This window comes from Granulosicoccus antarcticus IMCC3135 (assembly GCF_002215215.1).
GTDB lineage: Bacteria > Pseudomonadota > Gammaproteobacteria > Granulosicoccales > Granulosicoccaceae > Granulosicoccus > Granulosicoccus antarcticus.
Window position 1 is genome coordinate 82,228 of sequence record NZ_CP018632.1, and the last position, 16,538, is coordinate 98,765.

Annotated in this window: 16 protein-coding genes; 8 read left to right on the forward strand and 8 right to left on the reverse strand. The window is 54.2% G+C overall.

Annotated elements, in window-relative coordinates; translation table 11 throughout:
• The first annotated feature begins 16 nt into the window (after window positions 1-16).
• Window positions 17-880: a glutamate racemase gene (murI, locus tag IMCC3135_RS00330; protein WP_088915756.1), complete on the forward strand. Its 864-nt coding sequence runs from the start codon at window positions 17-19 to the stop codon at window positions 878-880.
• 200 nt (window positions 881-1,080) lie between these two features.
• Complete coding sequence (locus IMCC3135_RS00335; RefSeq protein WP_236994719.1) at window positions 1,081-2,127, forward strand: RNA-guided endonuclease InsQ/TnpB family protein; 1,047 nt, start codon at window positions 1,081-1,083, stop codon at window positions 2,125-2,127.
• Window positions 2,128-2,160: 33 nt separating this feature from the next.
• Here the strand turns inward: IMCC3135_RS00335 and IMCC3135_RS00340 are convergent, their stop codons facing one another.
• Window positions 2,161-3,570, reverse strand: coding sequence for an AmpG family muropeptide MFS transporter (locus tag IMCC3135_RS00340; protein ID WP_088921611.1), 1,410 nt, complete (start codon window positions 3,568-3,570; stop codon window positions 2,161-2,163).
• Between the two features lie 91 nt (window positions 3,571-3,661).
• On the opposite strand from IMCC3135_RS00340, the gene IMCC3135_RS00345 reads away from it, so the two are divergent.
• On the forward strand, window positions 3,662-4,819 hold the full coding sequence (locus tag IMCC3135_RS00345; protein ID WP_088915758.1) for a beta-N-acetylglucosaminidase domain-containing protein: 1,158 nt from the start codon (window positions 3,662-3,664) through the stop codon (window positions 4,817-4,819).
• Here the strand turns inward: IMCC3135_RS00345 and IMCC3135_RS00350 are convergent.
• Window positions 4,803-5,576, reverse strand: coding sequence for a C40 family peptidase (locus IMCC3135_RS00350; RefSeq protein WP_169727385.1), 774 nt, complete (start codon window positions 5,574-5,576; stop codon window positions 4,803-4,805). The two genes, IMCC3135_RS00345 and IMCC3135_RS00350, sit on opposite strands and share 17 nt — an antisense overlap.
• 159 nt (window positions 5,577-5,735) lie before the next feature.
• Between IMCC3135_RS00350 and IMCC3135_RS00355 the strand changes: the two genes are divergently transcribed.
• Together IMCC3135_RS00355 and IMCC3135_RS00360 are read left to right on the forward strand one after the other, a co-directional pair.
• Complete coding sequence (locus IMCC3135_RS00355) at window positions 5,736-6,431, forward strand: SOS response-associated peptidase (protein WP_088915760.1); 696 nt, start codon at window positions 5,736-5,738, stop codon at window positions 6,429-6,431.
• Window positions 6,432-6,527: 96 nt separating this feature from the next.
• Window positions 6,528-7,109 (forward strand): TetR/AcrR family transcriptional regulator, encoded by a 582-nt coding sequence (locus IMCC3135_RS00360; protein ID WP_088915761.1) that lies wholly within the window; start codon window positions 6,528-6,530, stop codon window positions 7,107-7,109.
• 144 nt (window positions 7,110-7,253) lie between these two features.
• Here the strand turns inward: IMCC3135_RS00360 and IMCC3135_RS00365 are convergent, their stop codons facing one another.
• Complete coding sequence (locus tag IMCC3135_RS00365) at window positions 7,254-9,326, reverse strand: DEAD/DEAH box helicase (protein ID WP_088915762.1); 2,073 nt, start codon at window positions 9,324-9,326, stop codon at window positions 7,254-7,256.
• A 140-nt stretch (window positions 9,327-9,466) separates the two neighbouring features.
• On the opposite strand from IMCC3135_RS00365, the gene IMCC3135_RS00370 reads away from it, so the two are divergent.
• From IMCC3135_RS00370 to IMCC3135_RS00380, 3 genes are all read left to right on the forward strand, one after another.
• Window positions 9,467-9,931, forward strand: coding sequence for an EVE domain-containing protein (locus IMCC3135_RS00370; protein ID WP_088915763.1), 465 nt, complete (start codon window positions 9,467-9,469; stop codon window positions 9,929-9,931).
• A 104-nt stretch (window positions 9,932-10,035) separates the two neighbouring features.
• Window positions 10,036-10,776, forward strand: coding sequence for a RedB protein (locus tag IMCC3135_RS00375; protein WP_157735653.1), 741 nt, complete (start codon window positions 10,036-10,038; stop codon window positions 10,774-10,776).
• Window positions 10,777-10,779: 3 nt separating this feature from the next.
• A complete protein-coding gene (locus IMCC3135_RS00380) occupies window positions 10,780-12,603 on the forward strand; it encodes a methyl-accepting chemotaxis protein (RefSeq protein WP_088915765.1) in 1,824 nt (607 codons plus the stop codon).
• 27 nt (window positions 12,604-12,630) lie between these two features.
• On the opposite strand, the gene IMCC3135_RS00385 is transcribed toward IMCC3135_RS00380, so the two are convergent.
• The 5 genes from IMCC3135_RS00385 to IMCC3135_RS00405 form a co-directional block, all read right to left on the reverse strand.
• Window positions 12,631-13,110, reverse strand: coding sequence for a YHS domain-containing (seleno)protein (locus tag IMCC3135_RS00385; protein WP_205737843.1), 480 nt, complete (start codon window positions 13,108-13,110; stop codon window positions 12,631-12,633).
• Window positions 13,111-13,372: 262 nt separating this feature from the next.
• Entirely contained in the window at window positions 13,373-13,957 is a 585-nt protein-coding gene (locus IMCC3135_RS00390) for a cytochrome P460 family protein (protein WP_088915766.1), read from the reverse strand.
• A gap of 113 nt (window positions 13,958-14,070) precedes the next feature.
• A complete protein-coding gene (locus IMCC3135_RS00395) occupies window positions 14,071-14,964 on the reverse strand; it encodes a vWA domain-containing protein (RefSeq protein WP_088915767.1) in 894 nt (297 codons plus the stop codon).
• Window positions 14,961-15,533 carry a hypothetical protein gene (locus IMCC3135_RS00400; protein ID WP_088915768.1) on the reverse strand — a complete coding sequence of 191 codons (573 nt, stop codon included), beginning with the start codon at window positions 15,531-15,533 and terminating at the stop codon, window positions 14,961-14,963. Before IMCC3135_RS00400 ends, IMCC3135_RS00395 begins: the two co-directional genes overlap by 4 nt.
• Window positions 15,530-16,537 carry a vWA domain-containing protein gene (locus IMCC3135_RS00405; RefSeq protein ID WP_088915769.1) on the reverse strand — a complete coding sequence of 336 codons (1,008 nt, stop codon included), beginning with the start codon at window positions 16,535-16,537 and terminating at the stop codon, window positions 15,530-15,532. Before IMCC3135_RS00405 ends, IMCC3135_RS00400 begins: the two co-directional genes overlap by 4 nt.
• Between the last annotated feature and the right edge of the window lies 1 nt (window position 16,538).

Consider the following 16,538-nt stretch of genomic DNA (forward strand, 5'->3'; position numbering starts at 1 on the left):
TGGAACCCACAAGCTCATGACAATACTCGTGTTCGACTCCGGAATTGGTGGCTTGTCGGTGCTGCGCGAAGCACGAATGATCATGCACGATCATCGTTTCGTGTATGTCGGTGACGATGCAGGCTTCCCCTATGGCGACTGGGATGGTGCTGCACTAAGCGCGCGAATGATCGGTCTGTTCGAAACGCTGATCGAACAATACAACCCTTGCCTGGCTATTGTGGCTTGTAATACGGCCTCCACATTAATCATGCCTTCTTTGCGCTCACGATTTGATATTCCGTTTGTGGGCATCGTGCCTGCCATCAAGCCTGCTGCCGAGCGAACGGCCTCCGGGCTGATTACTGTGCTGGCAACGCCCGGTACCGTGCAGCGACCTTACACGCTTGAACTGATCAGGCAGTTTGCCAGTCATCGGCAGGTCAATCTGGTTGGGGCAACGCAGCTGGCGAGATTGTCCGAGCAGCATATGCAGGGCAGAGCTATTGATATGGGCGTACTGCAAGCTGAAATTGCCCCCTGTTTTGTCGAAAGCGATGGCAGGCGCACCGATATCATCACACTGGGCTGCACGCACTATCCCTTTCTGGTCAATGAAATGCGCAAGCTTGCCCCGTGGCCAGTGGATTGGCTGGACCCGGCAGAAGCGGTGGCCCGGCATGCCTGTCATGTGCTGAGCGAGTTACCACAGACAGCACTCGGCCAGGCCGTCGCCCAGAGCCAGGCCCAGAGCGATATCGCCATCATGACCTCAAACTCACCACCCGCATCGATTGTGCGTCTACTGGGTAGTTTTGGCTTGCAACGACACTCGCAACAATTTTCAAGCCTGGAAAGCACCCATAGCACCCATAGCACCCATAGCACTTGGAGCGCTTAGAGCGCTTAGAGCGCCGTGTGGTGCGCAGGCGGCGAACATTTCTCCAAGGCTCATTGGCTATCGATGGTTACGGTTTCATCCCTTCAATTCCAAGGATACCCCGTCGTTCAGGGCGGGGAGGAATTGGAATGCTGTATATATAGCCAGTTATTGTTGACTCATCTGGGTAAATGGGGGCGGAACGGTTATACAATCGAGCTGTGAAATCAACATGCATCAAGGTTCTCAAAGTCAGGGTAAAAAATCGCCACGCGCCGCTTTTGCGCAGCATGGCGACAGAAGTCAATCAGGTATGGAACTACTGCAACGACCTGTCTGATCGTATGATTCGGGAGCGTGGTCGGTGGATGTCCGGATTTGACTTCTCTGCTTACACGGCTGGTGCCTCGAAGCAGTTCGAGCACATTGGCAGCAGTACGATTCAGGAAACGGCCGAACACTACGCCAGCAAACGCTTCTCGGCAAAGCGTCGCAAGCTGAGGTGGCGCAAGAGTTTTGGCGATAAACGCTCGTTGGGATGGGTGCCCTTCAAGGCTCGGGCAGCTCACTGGAAGCACGGGCAGGTCTTCTTTGCAGGTTCTCACTTCAAGGTATGGGACAGCTTCGGTCTTGCCAATTACAGGTTCAGGGCAGGTTGTTTCACTGAGGATGCTCGCGGTCGATGGTATTTTTGCATCTGTGTCTCGGTTGATCGCACGTGTCCCAAGGGGCAAGACAGTATGGGTATCGATCTTGGTCTGAAAACCGTTGCCACCTGCAGCGATGGCACCGTGCTGGAGGGACGTTGGTATCGCCACCTGGAGGGCAAGCTTGCCAAGGCCCAACGGGCAAGACGCAAGCGGCGCGCCCGGGCGATTCACGCAAAAATCAGGAATCGCAGAGCAGATGCCCTGCATAAATTCAGCCGCAATCTGGTCAATCGATGCGGCGAGATCTACGTGGGAGATGTCAGCAGCTCGAAGCTGACAAAAACCACGATGGCCAAGTCTGTGCTTGACGCAAGCTGGGCCAGCTTCAAGACAATGCTCGACTACAAGAGCCAGCAGGCCGGTATTGTCTACCGAGAAATCAATGAAGCCTATACCACGCGAGCGTGCTCCGAATGCGGCAGTCTGTGCGGGCCGCAGGGAATAAGAGCTCTTTCGGTAAGAGACTGGCAATGTGTTGAATGTGGTGTTCAGCATGATCGTGACGTTAACGCGGCTCGAAATATTCTCCGTCTCGGCGCAGGACATTGCGCTCCTTAGTGGGAATCCTCTTTCTTCAGGGAGAGGAGGATGTCAATAACGCTGCGCAATCACTGGCGAGACATTGTTCTGCTCGTGTCTTCGCTGCTCGATAAAACCAAACTTGTCACGCACGAACCAGAGCAGTACCAGGGAGGGGATGACCATGAGCGCGGTGATGATGAAGAACATGCCCCAATCCCCGCCAAGCTTGTCCACCATCAACCCGGATGAGGCCGCCAACAAGGTTCTGCCAGTGGTACCCAGGGAGGCTAGCAACGCATATTGGGTCGCGGTATAGGTTCGATCGACCAGCAAGGAAATAAAGGTGACGAATATGACGGTGGCAACCGAGGCGGTTACATCATCGACCAGAACGGCCGCTGCAAACAACAATGTGGAAGGCTCGCTGCTCCAGGCCATGAAGGAGAACATCAGGTTGGTGGCAGCCATGGCAATACCTGCAACGAACAAGGCTCTGACGATGCCCTGTTTGACGGCAAACCAGCCACCGATGAGCGTAAATATTACGGTGACAACCCAGCCCAGCCCCTTCGAGTAGATGGCGATGTCTGATTTGGAGAATCCGACTTCCTTATAGAAGATGATCGACATCTTGCCAACAAAGGCCTCACCAATCTTGAACAGGAAGATGAAGCCCAGAATGGCCAGTGCCACCTTGACGCCATTGAGGCGGAAGAAACTGGTGAACGGTGCCACGATGGTGCTGCTGAGCCAGGCAAGAATGCCACGCCCCTCACCACCCATGAGTGAGCCGATAGCGGCCTGATCGCGATCCTGGGCTGCCTGTCGTTCGCGCCAGGAAGCCTCGGGGATCAGTAGTAGCAAGGCATTCATGGCAACAATGAGTAAGGCCAGAAACTGAAAGGTCAGCTGCCAGTAGTTGTCGAGGCCGCGTTGTTGCAGGCTGTCGGCAATCATCAAGGCCAGAAATCCCCCCAGCTTGTAACCGGTCCACCAGCCGACCACGGCAACCGCAGCACCAGCTGCCATGGAGCCGGTTTCAAAGCGGCCAATCTGTTCGATACGCAAGGCATCGATAGTGATGTCCTGGGATGCCGAGCTGATGGCGATAACCAGTCCGATGGCGATGACGACAGCCAGATTGTCCACCGGGTTGACGAAGCCCCAGAGCAGAATGCAAAGTACGATCATGGCCTGCAGACAGACGATCCATGCCTTACGCTGACCGATGCGTTCGGTGAGCCAGGGGATGCGAATGCGATCTATCAAAGGAGCCCACAGAAAGTTGATGCTGTAGACACCGAATATCAGCGAAGCAAAACCGATCGTGCTGCGACTCAAACCCTCTTCCTTGAGCCACAGAGACAAAGCGCTGCCGATAAGCACCCAGGGTAGGCCACTCATGGAGCCGAGCAGCAGAATTCTGAGCATGCGCCTGTCGGCATACACGCCCAGTGAGTTCTGTTCCTTCATTGCCATGTCATTCATCTGATCGTGCCGGTGCAATTGCGTGACTGACTATAGCGCCTGATGTAGGTGTCGGCTACTCTGATACCACCACCAGATCAACATGGCATTCGGAATGAGACAGGTAGTACACGGGTACGCTGAAGGGTATTACGGGCGATTACTCAGCTGGCAGGAGCGACACCTGTTGCTGGAGACCATGGCCGGGCTGGGGCAGGACACTTATTACTACGCACCGAAGGAAGACGCTTTGCACCGTCTGCACTGGCGCACACCTTATGATGCGACCTGGCGTGAGCAATTCAGGCGCTTTTGCGAGACTGCAAAGCGGCTGGGGATTTCCGTAGTCGCAGGTGTTGCGCCGGGTCTGGACTTTGACTATAACCACCTCTCTGGTGGGGCTGATCTGCAAGTCTTGCTGAACAAGTTCCGGCAGCTGCGTGAAGACGGGGCCGATCAGTTATCGCTTCTGATGGACGACATTGATGAGGATTTCCACACCCGCAACGCCGGTATCAGCTCCGAAGGTCTGGCACATGCACGTCTGAGCAATACACTGGCTGAGGCTCTGGGGGACAAGTTGTGGATAACTCCGCGTATCTATGCCAATGAGCTGGCAGGATCTGCGACTGATTATCTGCCCGACTTCCTGTCTACTCTGGAGGCAGAGCATATTGTGTTGTACTGCGGTTCGGATATCGTTGCCAGGCAGGCGAATGCCGATGATATTCGGCAACTAGTGCCTGGTTGCGATCATGAGTTGGTGCTCTGGGACAATCTGTATGCCAATGATTATTGTCCACAGCGACTGTTTGTCGGGCCCTGGCTGGGGCGATCAGATACCGCTTCATGCTTATTGAATCCGACCGGCATGCTGCATACCGATTGTCTGTTGATGGATGTCATGGCCAGTAGTCGTCTGCCCGGCGCTGATCCTGTGCAAGCCTGGCAAGCGGCATTGTTGCGTCATGGGGTGCCCGCTGAGTTTGAGGCCATCGCCCGATTTGTCTATCACCCGGTGTTCAATGGCGAGACTTTCACGCCACCAGAGCCTGCCACGGCCGAGACTCATGCGGCCATCGAAGAATGCCTGTGGCGCTGGAAGACACCCTTGTCACGAGAGTGGTACCCGTTCTTGTTCGGGTTGAAGCTGGATCTACTGATGGAGAAGGGTTCGATGTCCGAGCTTCGCATTCGCAAGACGCAATCTGTGCCTCTGGCAATGCGTCTGGGAATCGGGGCTGTCAAAAAATCCGTTTGACCGAACTTACTGGACCTGCACGGGAGATGACATCGTCGAGCGGTTCGATAAGACAGTTCAAGGTATGGGCTGTGGCATGCAGAATCTGGTCAGTTGAGATCAGTATGCCGGTGTGGCCGGGCCAGAAAACCAGGTCCATGGCTCGATAATCATCGGCCTCCACATCGGTTTGCAGCCAGACCTCCTGGTCACCGCTGTCGCGCGGCAAGGTAATGCCTTGCGAACGAGCCAGAGCTTGGACCAGGCCAGAGCAATCAATACCTGCCGGTGAGCGTCCGCCCCAGAGATAGGGGCTACCCAGAAACAGCGAGCTTGCCAGTTCCAGTGGGTTAGCGGGATGGCTCTCGGACAGGGGTAGGCAGTGAGCTGTCCAGACGTAATGTCCGCAGGCAGTCTTGCTGAAAGAATGGGTTGTGGTGTCGCTCAGCGCCAGTTCCGAGCCGAAGGGGATGCGATGGCTCAGTGGGCTTTTCAGATCGGCCTGTTGGAACAACAAGGTGCTGCGTTGGGAGACCCAGTGTGAATTGACAGGTGATGCCGATGAGTCCGGCTTTGTCAGATGTCGTGCTTCAACAAAACCTTTATAGCCATCGCGCTGTTGCCGTATCTCAAGCCAGTCACCCTGTTTTGCCAGCACCTCGATCACTTCGCCATACAGTGCTTCGCTGGTGCATCTGGCGTCGGCCGCCGGTTGTGCGAAAACGGTGACGATGGGAGCATTCACGTGCACTGCTAAATCGACTGTGGGTGTTTGCAAGGGTGTGTCCGGGATTTGTTGTGATATGGCGTGTCGGGGGGCGTGAGACAATTCATTGGTTCACGGGGCCTCAGATTTGCTTTGTCATTGTAGACCTCGAGAGATCGTGGAAAAATGAGCTATTTATTTCACGTGCCCCATTGATCACAGGAGAGTCGTATGTGCGGCAGAGTCAATGTATCCGATAACGACGGGGTTCGTCTGTTGCTGGAGTCACTGGGCATGAAGACCTGGCCAACACGAGATCCTCGCTTCAATATTGCTCCAACCCAGACACTGGATGTCGTCATGCTGGATGCGCAGCTGTCACTGCAGCCCATGAGCTGGGGTGTGTCGATGCTGTTGCCTGGCAAGAATGGCATGGTAACTCGTCGCGTTCAGAACGCCCGTGATGACAAATTGTGGTCGTCGCGGTTGTGGAAACCTCTGATGGAAAGTCAGCGAGTGCTGGTTCCCATCAATGGATTCTACGAATGGAAGCGGCAGGACAAGAAGCTGGTGTCAGCCTATTACATGACGCCGGCACAGGCTTCGGCCATGTTTCTGGCAGGCATCTACAAGCGATCCACAACCGAGGCTGACAAGCTGGAGGTCTCCGTGGTCACAATCTCGGCAAATGATGCCATGAGCATGGTGCATGATCGTATGCCCGTTTTGCTGCTATCTGCCAACGAGGCCATGGCCTGGCTGCAGGAGGGGGACAGGCAGTCGCTGGATGCATTGATAAAACCTGCCAGTAACGATGCACTGACTTTTACCGAAGTGAGCAATTATGTGAACAAAAGCACGAATGAAGGCGCCGAATGCATCCAGCCGGTCAGTTCCGAGCCAGAATTTCAGTTAACTCCGAAGTGACTCGCAAGTTGATACGGCATGCGTTTGCCAGGTTTGTAACGATCGGTTTATACTGCCGATAAGTGCTGACAGGCTAGACAAGGTGAAGAGTGAACCATGCCCTGGGAAAAATCATTTGATGAAGAAGTGGCGGTCTCCAAAGCCATGGATGTGTTCTGGCAGAAGGGCTTTGAACCGGCTTCCATCGCCGATCTGATTGCTGAAACAGGGATTACTCGCGGCAGTCTCTACAATGCCTTTGGTGGCAAAGAGCAGTTGTTTATCCGGGCGCTGCAGAAGTATGACCAGGAATATCGCTGTGCAATGCTGACAGAGCTGGAAGCCCTCGATGATCCGATGCTAACGCTGCGCAAATTCTTCGATGGCATCGTTGCCGATACATTGGCAGATCCATTGAAAAAGGGGTGTTTTCTGATTAATACATCGTCCGATCTTGCCATTCATGGCGAGGCGGTCAATCAGATTGTGCGCGATGGCTTGCGTGAGCTTGAATCGTTCTTTTCACGCAATATCAAGCAGGCTCAAGCTCGCAAGGAGCTGCCTCTGAGTCTCGATCCGGAGGCCAGCGCCAAAGGCTTGTTATCGATGGTGGTTGCGATTCGTGTATTGGGGCGCGGGATGCTGGATGCCGCAGCACTCAATACCCTGGCTGCTCAGGCTATGCGCCTGCTGCACTAGCTGCCCTGTACTTCACTAGCCGCGCTGTACTTTTAAAATAACCGGCTCTCTGAGTATCAAGCCACAGGGATATCAGAAATTCTTTGATCGTGCGCTGAACCGACCCCCGTTATCGGGTCAGTTCAGCGCATTCAGAAAGTAAGCCTATTTGCCAGACTTACCTTTGCTCTTCCGGTCACGATGACGCTCTTTCTTGCGTACTTCGCCTTTCGCATCTGTCTTGGGTGCTGAGTTGCTGCCGCCACTACCAGATTTTTCTTTGCTGCCAGACTCCGAAGCTGCTTTCTTGGGAGCTTTGTGACCACCGTCTAAAGACTTGGGCTTGCGACTGGCACTGGGTGCACTGCTGCCTGCGGATGAGTCAGAGACCTTGGACATATTGAGCTGACGCTCGCAGACCCAGATGCGCTTGAGATCCTTCAGCAGGAACTTGGGCATACCCGATGGCAGTTCAACCGTGCTGTAGCTGTCGTGAATCTTGATGCGACCAATGAAAGCGGCATCTAGTCCGGCTTCGTTGGCAATAGCACCCATCAGATTCTCGGGCTTGACCCCGTGGGTTTCGCCGACTTCAACGCGGAAGTTCTCCATTTCCATGGCAGCTTCATCAGCTGCACGGCGACGGGAGGCACGCGAATCATCAGTAACTTCCTGATGAACAACAGCTTTTTCAGCAGGTTCGGAAGCAGGCTTCGCAACAGGGCTGTCGGTATGCTTTGCAGCTGCCTGAGGTGCAGCCGCAGCTGCTTCTGGCTTGCTGTACGGATTTGAATCGCGTGAAGGTACCGGACGAGAGTCCTGTCTGACGCGTTCCGGCCGTTCGCTGGCTGCTGCTGGACGACGATCGTCTCGTTCCTTGCGTTGCTTCGCCTTGCGCTCACTATGGTCGTTCTTGTCAGTGAGTATCAGTGGCTGGTCGCCCAGGTACATCCGTGCCAGTGCCGCTGCGACGCGCTCGGCAGGAATGTCGTGATCACGTGAGAAATCTTCGATCAGGCGTTGCAGGTAGCTCAGCTCGCCAGTGGCAAGATTGTCGCTGATGCTTTGCTTGAAATCTGCGATGCGCTTGTTGTTGACCATCTCGATGGTCGGCAATTGCAGAGGTTCGATTTTCTGACGTGTAGCCCGTTCGATGGTGCCCAGCAGGCGACGTTCGCGCTGGGTGACAAACAGGATTGCATCACCAGTACGTCCGGCACGACCTGTTCGGCCAATGCGATGGACGTAGGATTCAGTGTCGGAAGGGATGTCATAGTTGACAACATGACTGATGCGATCGACGTCCAGTCCACGGGCAACCACATCAGTGGCCACCAGAATGTCCAGTTGGCCTTTCTTGAGCTTGTTGACCATCTGCTCGCGTTGTTTTTGCGGCATGTCGCCATTCATGGCAGAGGCTGCAAAGCCACGAGCGCTGAGTTTGTCGGCAATTTCTGTGGTGGCCGTTCGGGTTCTGACGAACACGATCATGCCGTCGAAGGTTTCGGCTTCCAGAATTCGAGTGAGTGCATCAAGCTTGTGCAGGCCGCTGACAACCCAGTAGCGCTGACGAATCGAGGCGGCTGTGGCTGCTGTGCTTTCTACGTTGATCTCAACCGGATCGGTCAAGTGTTTGGCCGCAATACGGCGAATGACGGAAGGCATGGTGGCTGAGAACAGCGCCATCTGACGGGTGGGTGGCGTTTGCTCCAGAATCCATTCGACATCGTCGATGAATCCCATACGAAGCATTTCGTCTGCTTCATCCAGAACCAGGGTCTTGAGATTGTCCAGTTTAAGAGTGCCACGGCGCATGTGGTCCATGATGCGTCCGGGGGTACCTACAACGACATTCACGCCGCGGTTGAGTTGACGGATCTGGCCGGTGTAGTCCTGGCCTCCATAGATAGGCAGCACCCGCAGATTTTTCATGTGGGTGGCATACTTGGCAAATGCCTCAGCTACCTGAATGGCAAGTTCGCGTGTGGGGGCGAGAACCAGTGCTTGAACGCCTTGGGCATTCATATCCATTCGAGCCAGAATTGGCAAGGCAAACGCGGCCGTCTTGCCGGTTCCTGTGGGCGCGTGCCCGAGCAGGTCCCGACCTTCCACCAGAGGTGGAATAGTACGAGACTGTATGGGGGTAGGTGTTTCGTAACCTACGGCTTGGACTGCGCGCAAGACGGCGTCAGGCAGTGCAAGGTCTGAAAAGTGCTGTACAGCATTGGTATCGGGCATTGCGGAAGCTTACCGGTTTATTGTCGCTAGCGGTGGTCACTGATGCGGGATTCTTGAAGTAGAGCCTGCCTGACAGGCACAATACCGTGTCCTGTAACTGCAGGAATCAAAATCAATCCCGACTTTCAGGAGAGTTTGACATGAATTACTGGCTATTCAAATCTGAGCCGGACGCATTCAGTATTGATGACCTGAAAGCAATGAAGGGCAAAAAAGATCATTGGGATGGCATTCGCAACTACCAGGCGAGAAACCTGATGCGTGATGATATGAAAAAAGGCGATCTGGGCTTCTTCTATCACTCCAGTTGCAAGGTCCCCGGAATTGTCGGGATCGTTGAAGTGGTGCGCGAAGCCTATCCGGATTTCACGGCGCTGGATCCGGAGTCAAAATACTACGACCCCAAGGCCAGCGAAGAGAACCCACGCTGGGTCATGGTGGATGTGAAGTTCAAGAAAAAACTCAAGAAGGTGCTGTCGTTGGAATACCTGCGAACGGTTGATGAGCTGAGTGAAATGCTGCTCTTGCGCAAGGGCAGTCGTTTGTCGATCCAGCCGGTTATGGAGTCGCAGTGGCTGACGATTCTGGAGTTATCGGCCGAATAGCCTTTCCTTTTTACAAATGTTACATTTACTGCGCTATATTTCCTCCAGATATCCCCACCACTGCCACTAGTAGTTAAACAGGTGAGAAATGGGGAAAGAGACGCATGATGTCTCAGTCTGACAAACGTCTAGGAGCCATGATCGGTCTCTGGCTGGGACTGGCAGGAACAGCCTTGTTCGTGATGGCCGACTACGGTTCCCAGCCCGGTCAGGCAGGTGTCGCTCCGACGCTATGGCCCTCAGAGGCATCCAGCGGCATTGTGCCCACAACGGGCAAGCCGACCGTTGTACTGTTTGCCCATCCATTGTGTCCTTGCACCCGGGCCACCCTCGTGGAGCTGGAAGGCATGACCAATCGTCTCTACGGACAGTTCGACCTGCATGTGCTCTTTTATCAACCGGCCGATGTATCCGCAATGCCTGATATTTGGGCGGCCTCAGATCTCAGACGCATAGCAAACAGTTTGCCCGGCACCCAATCGCATACTGATGTTGATGGCGAGCTGGCGAAATATTTTGGTGCTTACACCTCGGGTCAGGTGTTGTTGTATGGCACCGACGCAAAGCTTCGATTTGCAGGCGGTATCACACCGTCTCGCGGCCATGCCGGCTCGAACCGTGGAAGCGCCACGCTGATCAGTTCTATCCTCGGCGATACAGGCGTTGATCCTCTGGCACCGGTATTGAACCCCGTCTTTGGATGCGGCTTGCACGAAGAGCGGGACGATGATCGCAAGTTGCCGACGGGTCTCGTCAGCCAGCATTCTCAAGAATTACAGAACCCGTTGAATAATCAAAACCGGAAGTACAGGCAGACCCCGATGATATTGGCGAACCGAGTATAGGATGTGAAGAATCTGGCAGAGCTGGGCAGGGCTGACGTTTCCATATTGTCCACTGCCAATGATGACGAAAAGCGACTGGCGGATGAACAGTCCGCCAAGGCGGAGAGTATTTACCGACTCGAGCAACAAAAATTTCATTGCCGTATCGACAAATTCTTTATCTGTTTGTTTTGTGTCCAGTGGCCAGCAGCCGTTCTATTAGCGCTTTACATGACGCCGACTACCTGGGCGGGCAGTCAGAGTTCCGTTCATCTACACGTGTTCATAGCGGTCGGTCTCGGAGGTTTATTGACGCTGTTTCCTGCGTGGTTGGCTCGAAGCAGGCCCGGAAGTCCAGTTACTCGACATGTCATTGCTGCTTCTACCATGCTGTTCACTGCCATTTTCATTCATCTGTCCGGTGGTCGCGACGAGGGGCATTTTCACTTCTTCATGATGATGGCCTTTATCGCTCTGTATTTTGATTGGCGAGTTGTTCTGACCGGTATTGTTGTTGGCGCGCTGGATCATGTCCTGCGATCCGTCCTGTTTCCGATGTCCATATTCGGTGTGTTGCAAACTCCCTGGTTTCAGCTGCTTCGACACGTGGGTTGGGTGGGTTTTGAAGGCGCAGTGCTGTTTTATGCATGCAGGCTAATTGACATTGACAAGCGCCGCGCCGCTTCACAGCTTGCCATCAGCCAGTCAAGAGCTGCAGAGAACATACGATTGCTGGAGCAGAATGAACTGGTTAATGTTGAAAAAGCAGCTCAACAAGCGCAAGCAGCCGAATTGGCTGCAGAAAAACGCCGGGTACAGAAAGAGTTGTTGGCAACTGCCGAGGATAATGTCCGTGAGGAAAAACAGGCTGCTGAAAGCCTGCGACTTCAAGTACATTCCCTGCTGCAAAGCGTCAATCAGGCTGTCGCTGGAAATCTTGAGGCCACTATTGAAGTCAAGGGCGATGATTCTCTTGGGCAGATTGGTCAGGGACTGGAACGATTGCTCCAGTCATTGAGTCATGCCTTTGTCGAAATCGGAGCCAACACCAATACGTTGGCGGAAGCGGCTAACGAGCTGGCTCTGACCAGTCGTGAGCTCAATCATGATGCGACAGAAACATCGGTACGTGTCGAGCGGGTAGCCAGTAGTGCTGCGCTTATCAACAATTGCGTCCAGAGTACCGCCGTGTCGACTGAAGAGATGAACGTCGCCATTCGAGAGGTGGCACGCTGTGCATCTGACGCGGTCACGGTCGGACAAGATGCGGTGGCATTGGCTGAACAGGCAAATACGACAGTCGGCCAATTGAGCGAGTCCAGTACGGGTATTGGTAATGTGCTCAAGGTCATTACCTCGATTGCCGAGCAAACCAATCTGCTGGCATTGAATGCCACCATCGAAGCGGCGCGCGCGGGGGATTCGGGCAAGGGCTTTGCCGTGGTGGCAAATGAGGTCAAGGAGCTGGCCAAGGAGACAGCTCGGGCAACTGACGAGATCTCGTCACGCATCGCCGCGATTCAGGAAGATGCGGGTAATGCCAGCGATGTCATCTCCAGAATCGGCGAAATAATCCAACAGATCGATAGTTACCAGACAACAGTCGCCGCGGCTGTGGACGAGCAGACAGCGACTACGCGAGAGATTGCCAATAGCGTGCAGGCCAGTGCCACGGGTAGCTCGGAGATCACCAATCAGATAGCCGAATTTGTAGCCAGCGCAGCAAGCTCCAGAAGTAGTGCCGAACAGGTCGGCGCTTCGGTGGAGTCGCTTAACGCGATCGTGGTTCGTGTCAACGGTCTGGTAGCGGTCTATCAGAATGGCAAGAAGAGCTATTCAAAGGAATAGCCAGAGCTTGTTAGCTGTTATTGGTAATCATTGAGTTTTCAACAGTGATTCAAACAGCTCGTCACCGGTCTTTATGAAGCCTGGAATGTCCTGCTTCCATTCTTCGTTCAGTTTGGCGTTGTAATTGAGATAGAGCTTGTCGTCGTAAATAGTCCACTGGTCCGGCTCTATTTTTACCAGATTGCTCTGTGCGACCCCATAGGCGCAATAACCACCATATTGCGGCGCGTATTTTTCCGGTTCGCTCTTGAACAGATCCAGGTGTTCCTGAGAGGCAAATCTCCAGGTGGCTCCCTGCCATTCAGTCACGAACTGCTTTTTGCCTTCCAGGGGTTTTCCTTGCGTGAAATAGGCGACGGTATCGTAACCACGGATAGCTATTCCATTTGGCTGATAACTGAATAGTCCCTGTTTTTCAAGTGTGTTGATGCGCTCTGCCGCCCAGGTATTGCCCAGGGTAAATAACAGCAGCATTACGGTTGTTATCAGAAGTCTTGCCTTAGGCATGATTTTCGAGCCTTGATAAACGTCAGGCGCTTGGCCCAGTAAACAAAGGGACTACGTAAACGGCAAAAAGTTTTGTGGCCCTGTAACAGGACCGACAAGATTGCGAGTTGATTCATCGCTCCTCACAGACTCATCGGTCCGCTTGAACCAGTGCTTTCAAGTAGTTAGCCAGAATAGCCTTTACCCGGTGGAAGAAGACTTTTCCAGCGGGCTATCCGGGAATTGGTGGGTTTGCTGCGGACGGTATATTCTGGCCAGACTCCTAATGAGCGCGGCTGGCAAAATACTCGTCATAGCGATGTACCCAGTCTTTATCTGCCTGTGGAACGTGACAGGCACGACAGGCGGTGGCATCAGGGCCATTGGAGGTCACTCCATCAGCCTGGTAGGAGGCGTAGACCCAGTCGCCATTGCGCAGGCTTTCCGGAACCATGGCACCGGCCCCGACACTTTTGCCCATAAGGAACACAGATTTCAGATCAGCTTTGATCAATTTGCCATTGCTATCCATTTCAAGGTTGCCAGCGGCTGACATCTGCGGGTTCCATATTTCCATGACGGCAATCGTGCCTACTGGAAAGGCTTCACCTTCCTTGGTTTTGCTGCCAATCGGGCTGATGTAGATGTCGCGAATCTGTTTGGCATCGACCTTGTCGATATCTGCCAGAAAGACCGGCCATTCTCGATAGTTCGAAGGCACGGCAAGCTCGCCATCCTTCAGCCCCGGGGCCGCGACAGAATCGGCGTCGTGTTTGCTCGTCAAGTCCTTGGCACGTTCGGCGATGCCGCAGCCGCCAAGAAGAAAGCCTATTGCGATGACAGTGACTGCCAGTTTGGTGTGCTTCATGTCCGTAGTGCTCTGTGTGGAAGGGGACTGCTTGTAAATACTACGCAGCAGGAACTTCCCAAGATGCACTTTTGTGAAGTGTTTATACAATTAGATAGGTAATGTGCTGATTTTCAGTCCGAACGCCACCGTTTTGTCGGAACAAAGCGCAGGCAAAGCAACAAGAGGGCAATGGAGGCAGGAATCCAGCCAATGCTGGTCGGTGTGGACTGTCGAACAGCAAAAGAGGTGTCTGTCAGCGTCTGTACGAAGGTGTCCGTATCGGCGAGTCGGAGGTACTGCAAGCCACTGAGTTGGCTCAATTGCCTGAGATGAGGTTCACGCAGCGATGACAATTCCTGTCCTGGCATGCCTCTGCTTTCATCCGGGGGCAGCTGAGTGACCTCCCCGGCTTGCCAGAAACCCACTGACTGACCATTGTTGTCGACCTTGGGAATTCTCATCGGCTGGTCTCCCCCCACGCCAATGATGAAGCCGTTGACATCGTGACCTTCGGATTTGGGCATGCCTGTCTGGCCATGACGCAGAGGGGGAGCCTCATGACCGTCGGTGAACATGACAATGGCCACATCGTCTCCCAGAGTGCTGGCGGCGCGCAAACTTTGATGCACACCTTTGCCTACACTGCTGGCATTCCTGAAGCGCATGCTGCCATCGATGGCAGCAAGAGACACCAGCAGACCGTTGTAGTGTTCGCAGACATCCAGAGGCGTCAGCAAGGTAATGGTTTTGGTGGCAGTGAATACGGCATAGCCGACTTCGGAGCCGCAGGGCAGAGAACGAATCAGCTCCCGGGCAGCTGTTCGGGAGACTGCCAGACGATTGCCGAGCTGCTGATCGACGGTAGCATCCTCGACATTCATGCTTTGAGAAATATCAAATACCAGCAGATATCGGTTGACCGGCGTGGCTCTGTCCACGTTCGGCAGCAGCAGGGCCATCAGCAGAAGCCCACTGGCAATCAGTGGGAAGTAGTTGACGAGGCGATTATGCAGGAATGCTTTCACGGCAATTCACGATCCTCGAAACCCGGGAAGGCGACGCTGACACTTTTTATGGGTTTGCCTTTGTCATCTACTTCGTAGGCTTCCTTTTCTGGCGACAGTCGCAACGCAAGTTCCAGGTTATGCCGGGTCTCCCAGTGCTCGGGAGATTTACTCAGAAGATCCCGGTACCGTTGTTTTGCCAGCTCTATCAAGGATCGATATTGACCGCTGGTCACCTTGGTATTCAGAGCTTCGCGCAAATAGCCATTGGCCAGATTGAACTGGGCAGCAAGGGCAAGCTGTGGACGTTCGGTATTTCTAACCATGGCGCTCAGGTGTTTTTCGGCCAGTTCCAGCTCCCCGCCATGGAGCAGTGCTGTCGCGCGCGCGAACTGCAATTCCAGTGGCTGTTCATTGATGGCATCGACTGAAGGATCTGCAAACTGCTCGGCACTCAGGGCGTCGGGCGTCTGGCGCAGGGCCTGGTTGATGGAGCGGTTATCGTGTAACTGCTTCCATTGACTTGCGCTCAAGGCCGCCAGTGCGACTCCCAGTGTTGCGAATATTGCGCTCACATGTCGCCGTTTCATGTCCAATGCTCCATTCTTGTTGCCCCTATCGCCGAAATCAGAAGACAGCCGATGAGTGCAACGATAAAACATGACTGTCGGTAGTCGATCCTGGGAATGGACTCCAGGTAGGTCAGGGGCAGGTTTTGTTGGGCGTCTATCTGCGCGACGGCATTGGCCATCGATTCCGGATCATTGGCCTGGTAGACATGATAATCCACGCCCAGTCCCTTGAAGAACAGATGCAATCCGACCTCTTCGACCGTTGAGTCTGTTTGCAGACCCAGTCGTTCCAGATCAGGACTGTTGGGGCTGCTCTGGATGTAGACGAAGTAGAGACTGACGCGGTACTGCTTGAGCCCACGGCTGATTTTCGCCTGAACCGCTTCGTCAAGTTTCGCACCACCATCGGAGACCAGTACGATGGCCCGACTGCCGGTATACGGCCTGCCTTCAAAGGAATCGATGGCGGTCAGTAGCGCAAGACCCATATTGGTCTCGCTGGGACCGCGTCCGATAGCACTGGCTTGCAGTCCGGATTCAATCAGTTTGACGTCATCGGTAAATGGCGAGACGCGTGTGGCAACCACATTGAATAGTGTCAGGGCGTAGCGGTTGTCGGGGCGTTGTTTGAGAAGATCCAGCAGTGCGCCACGTACGACTTCGCTTTTCGATTCAGAGGGACGTGCTGCCTCCCAGGCTTCGGGCAATTTGCGCCGGATATTGGCATCCATGCTGGCGCTACGATCCAGCAGTATGGAAATCTCCGCACCTCGACCAATACGTTCGACCTGTTGGCTGGATTTACCAGGTCCTGCAAGGCCGAGGATCAATACGGCAATGGCCGCACTGGCCAGTGTACGCCAGGCTCGATCAAGCCAGCGAGCCTTGTTGTCGTGCGGCAGAAAAGCATTATGCGAGAACGTAAGGGTATCGGCGCGACCATTGAACCAGGGCAACAAGGCGAGCGGCAGCAATAGCAATAGTGGTGCATAGAGCAGATCAAAGGAATGGGCGGCGCTCATG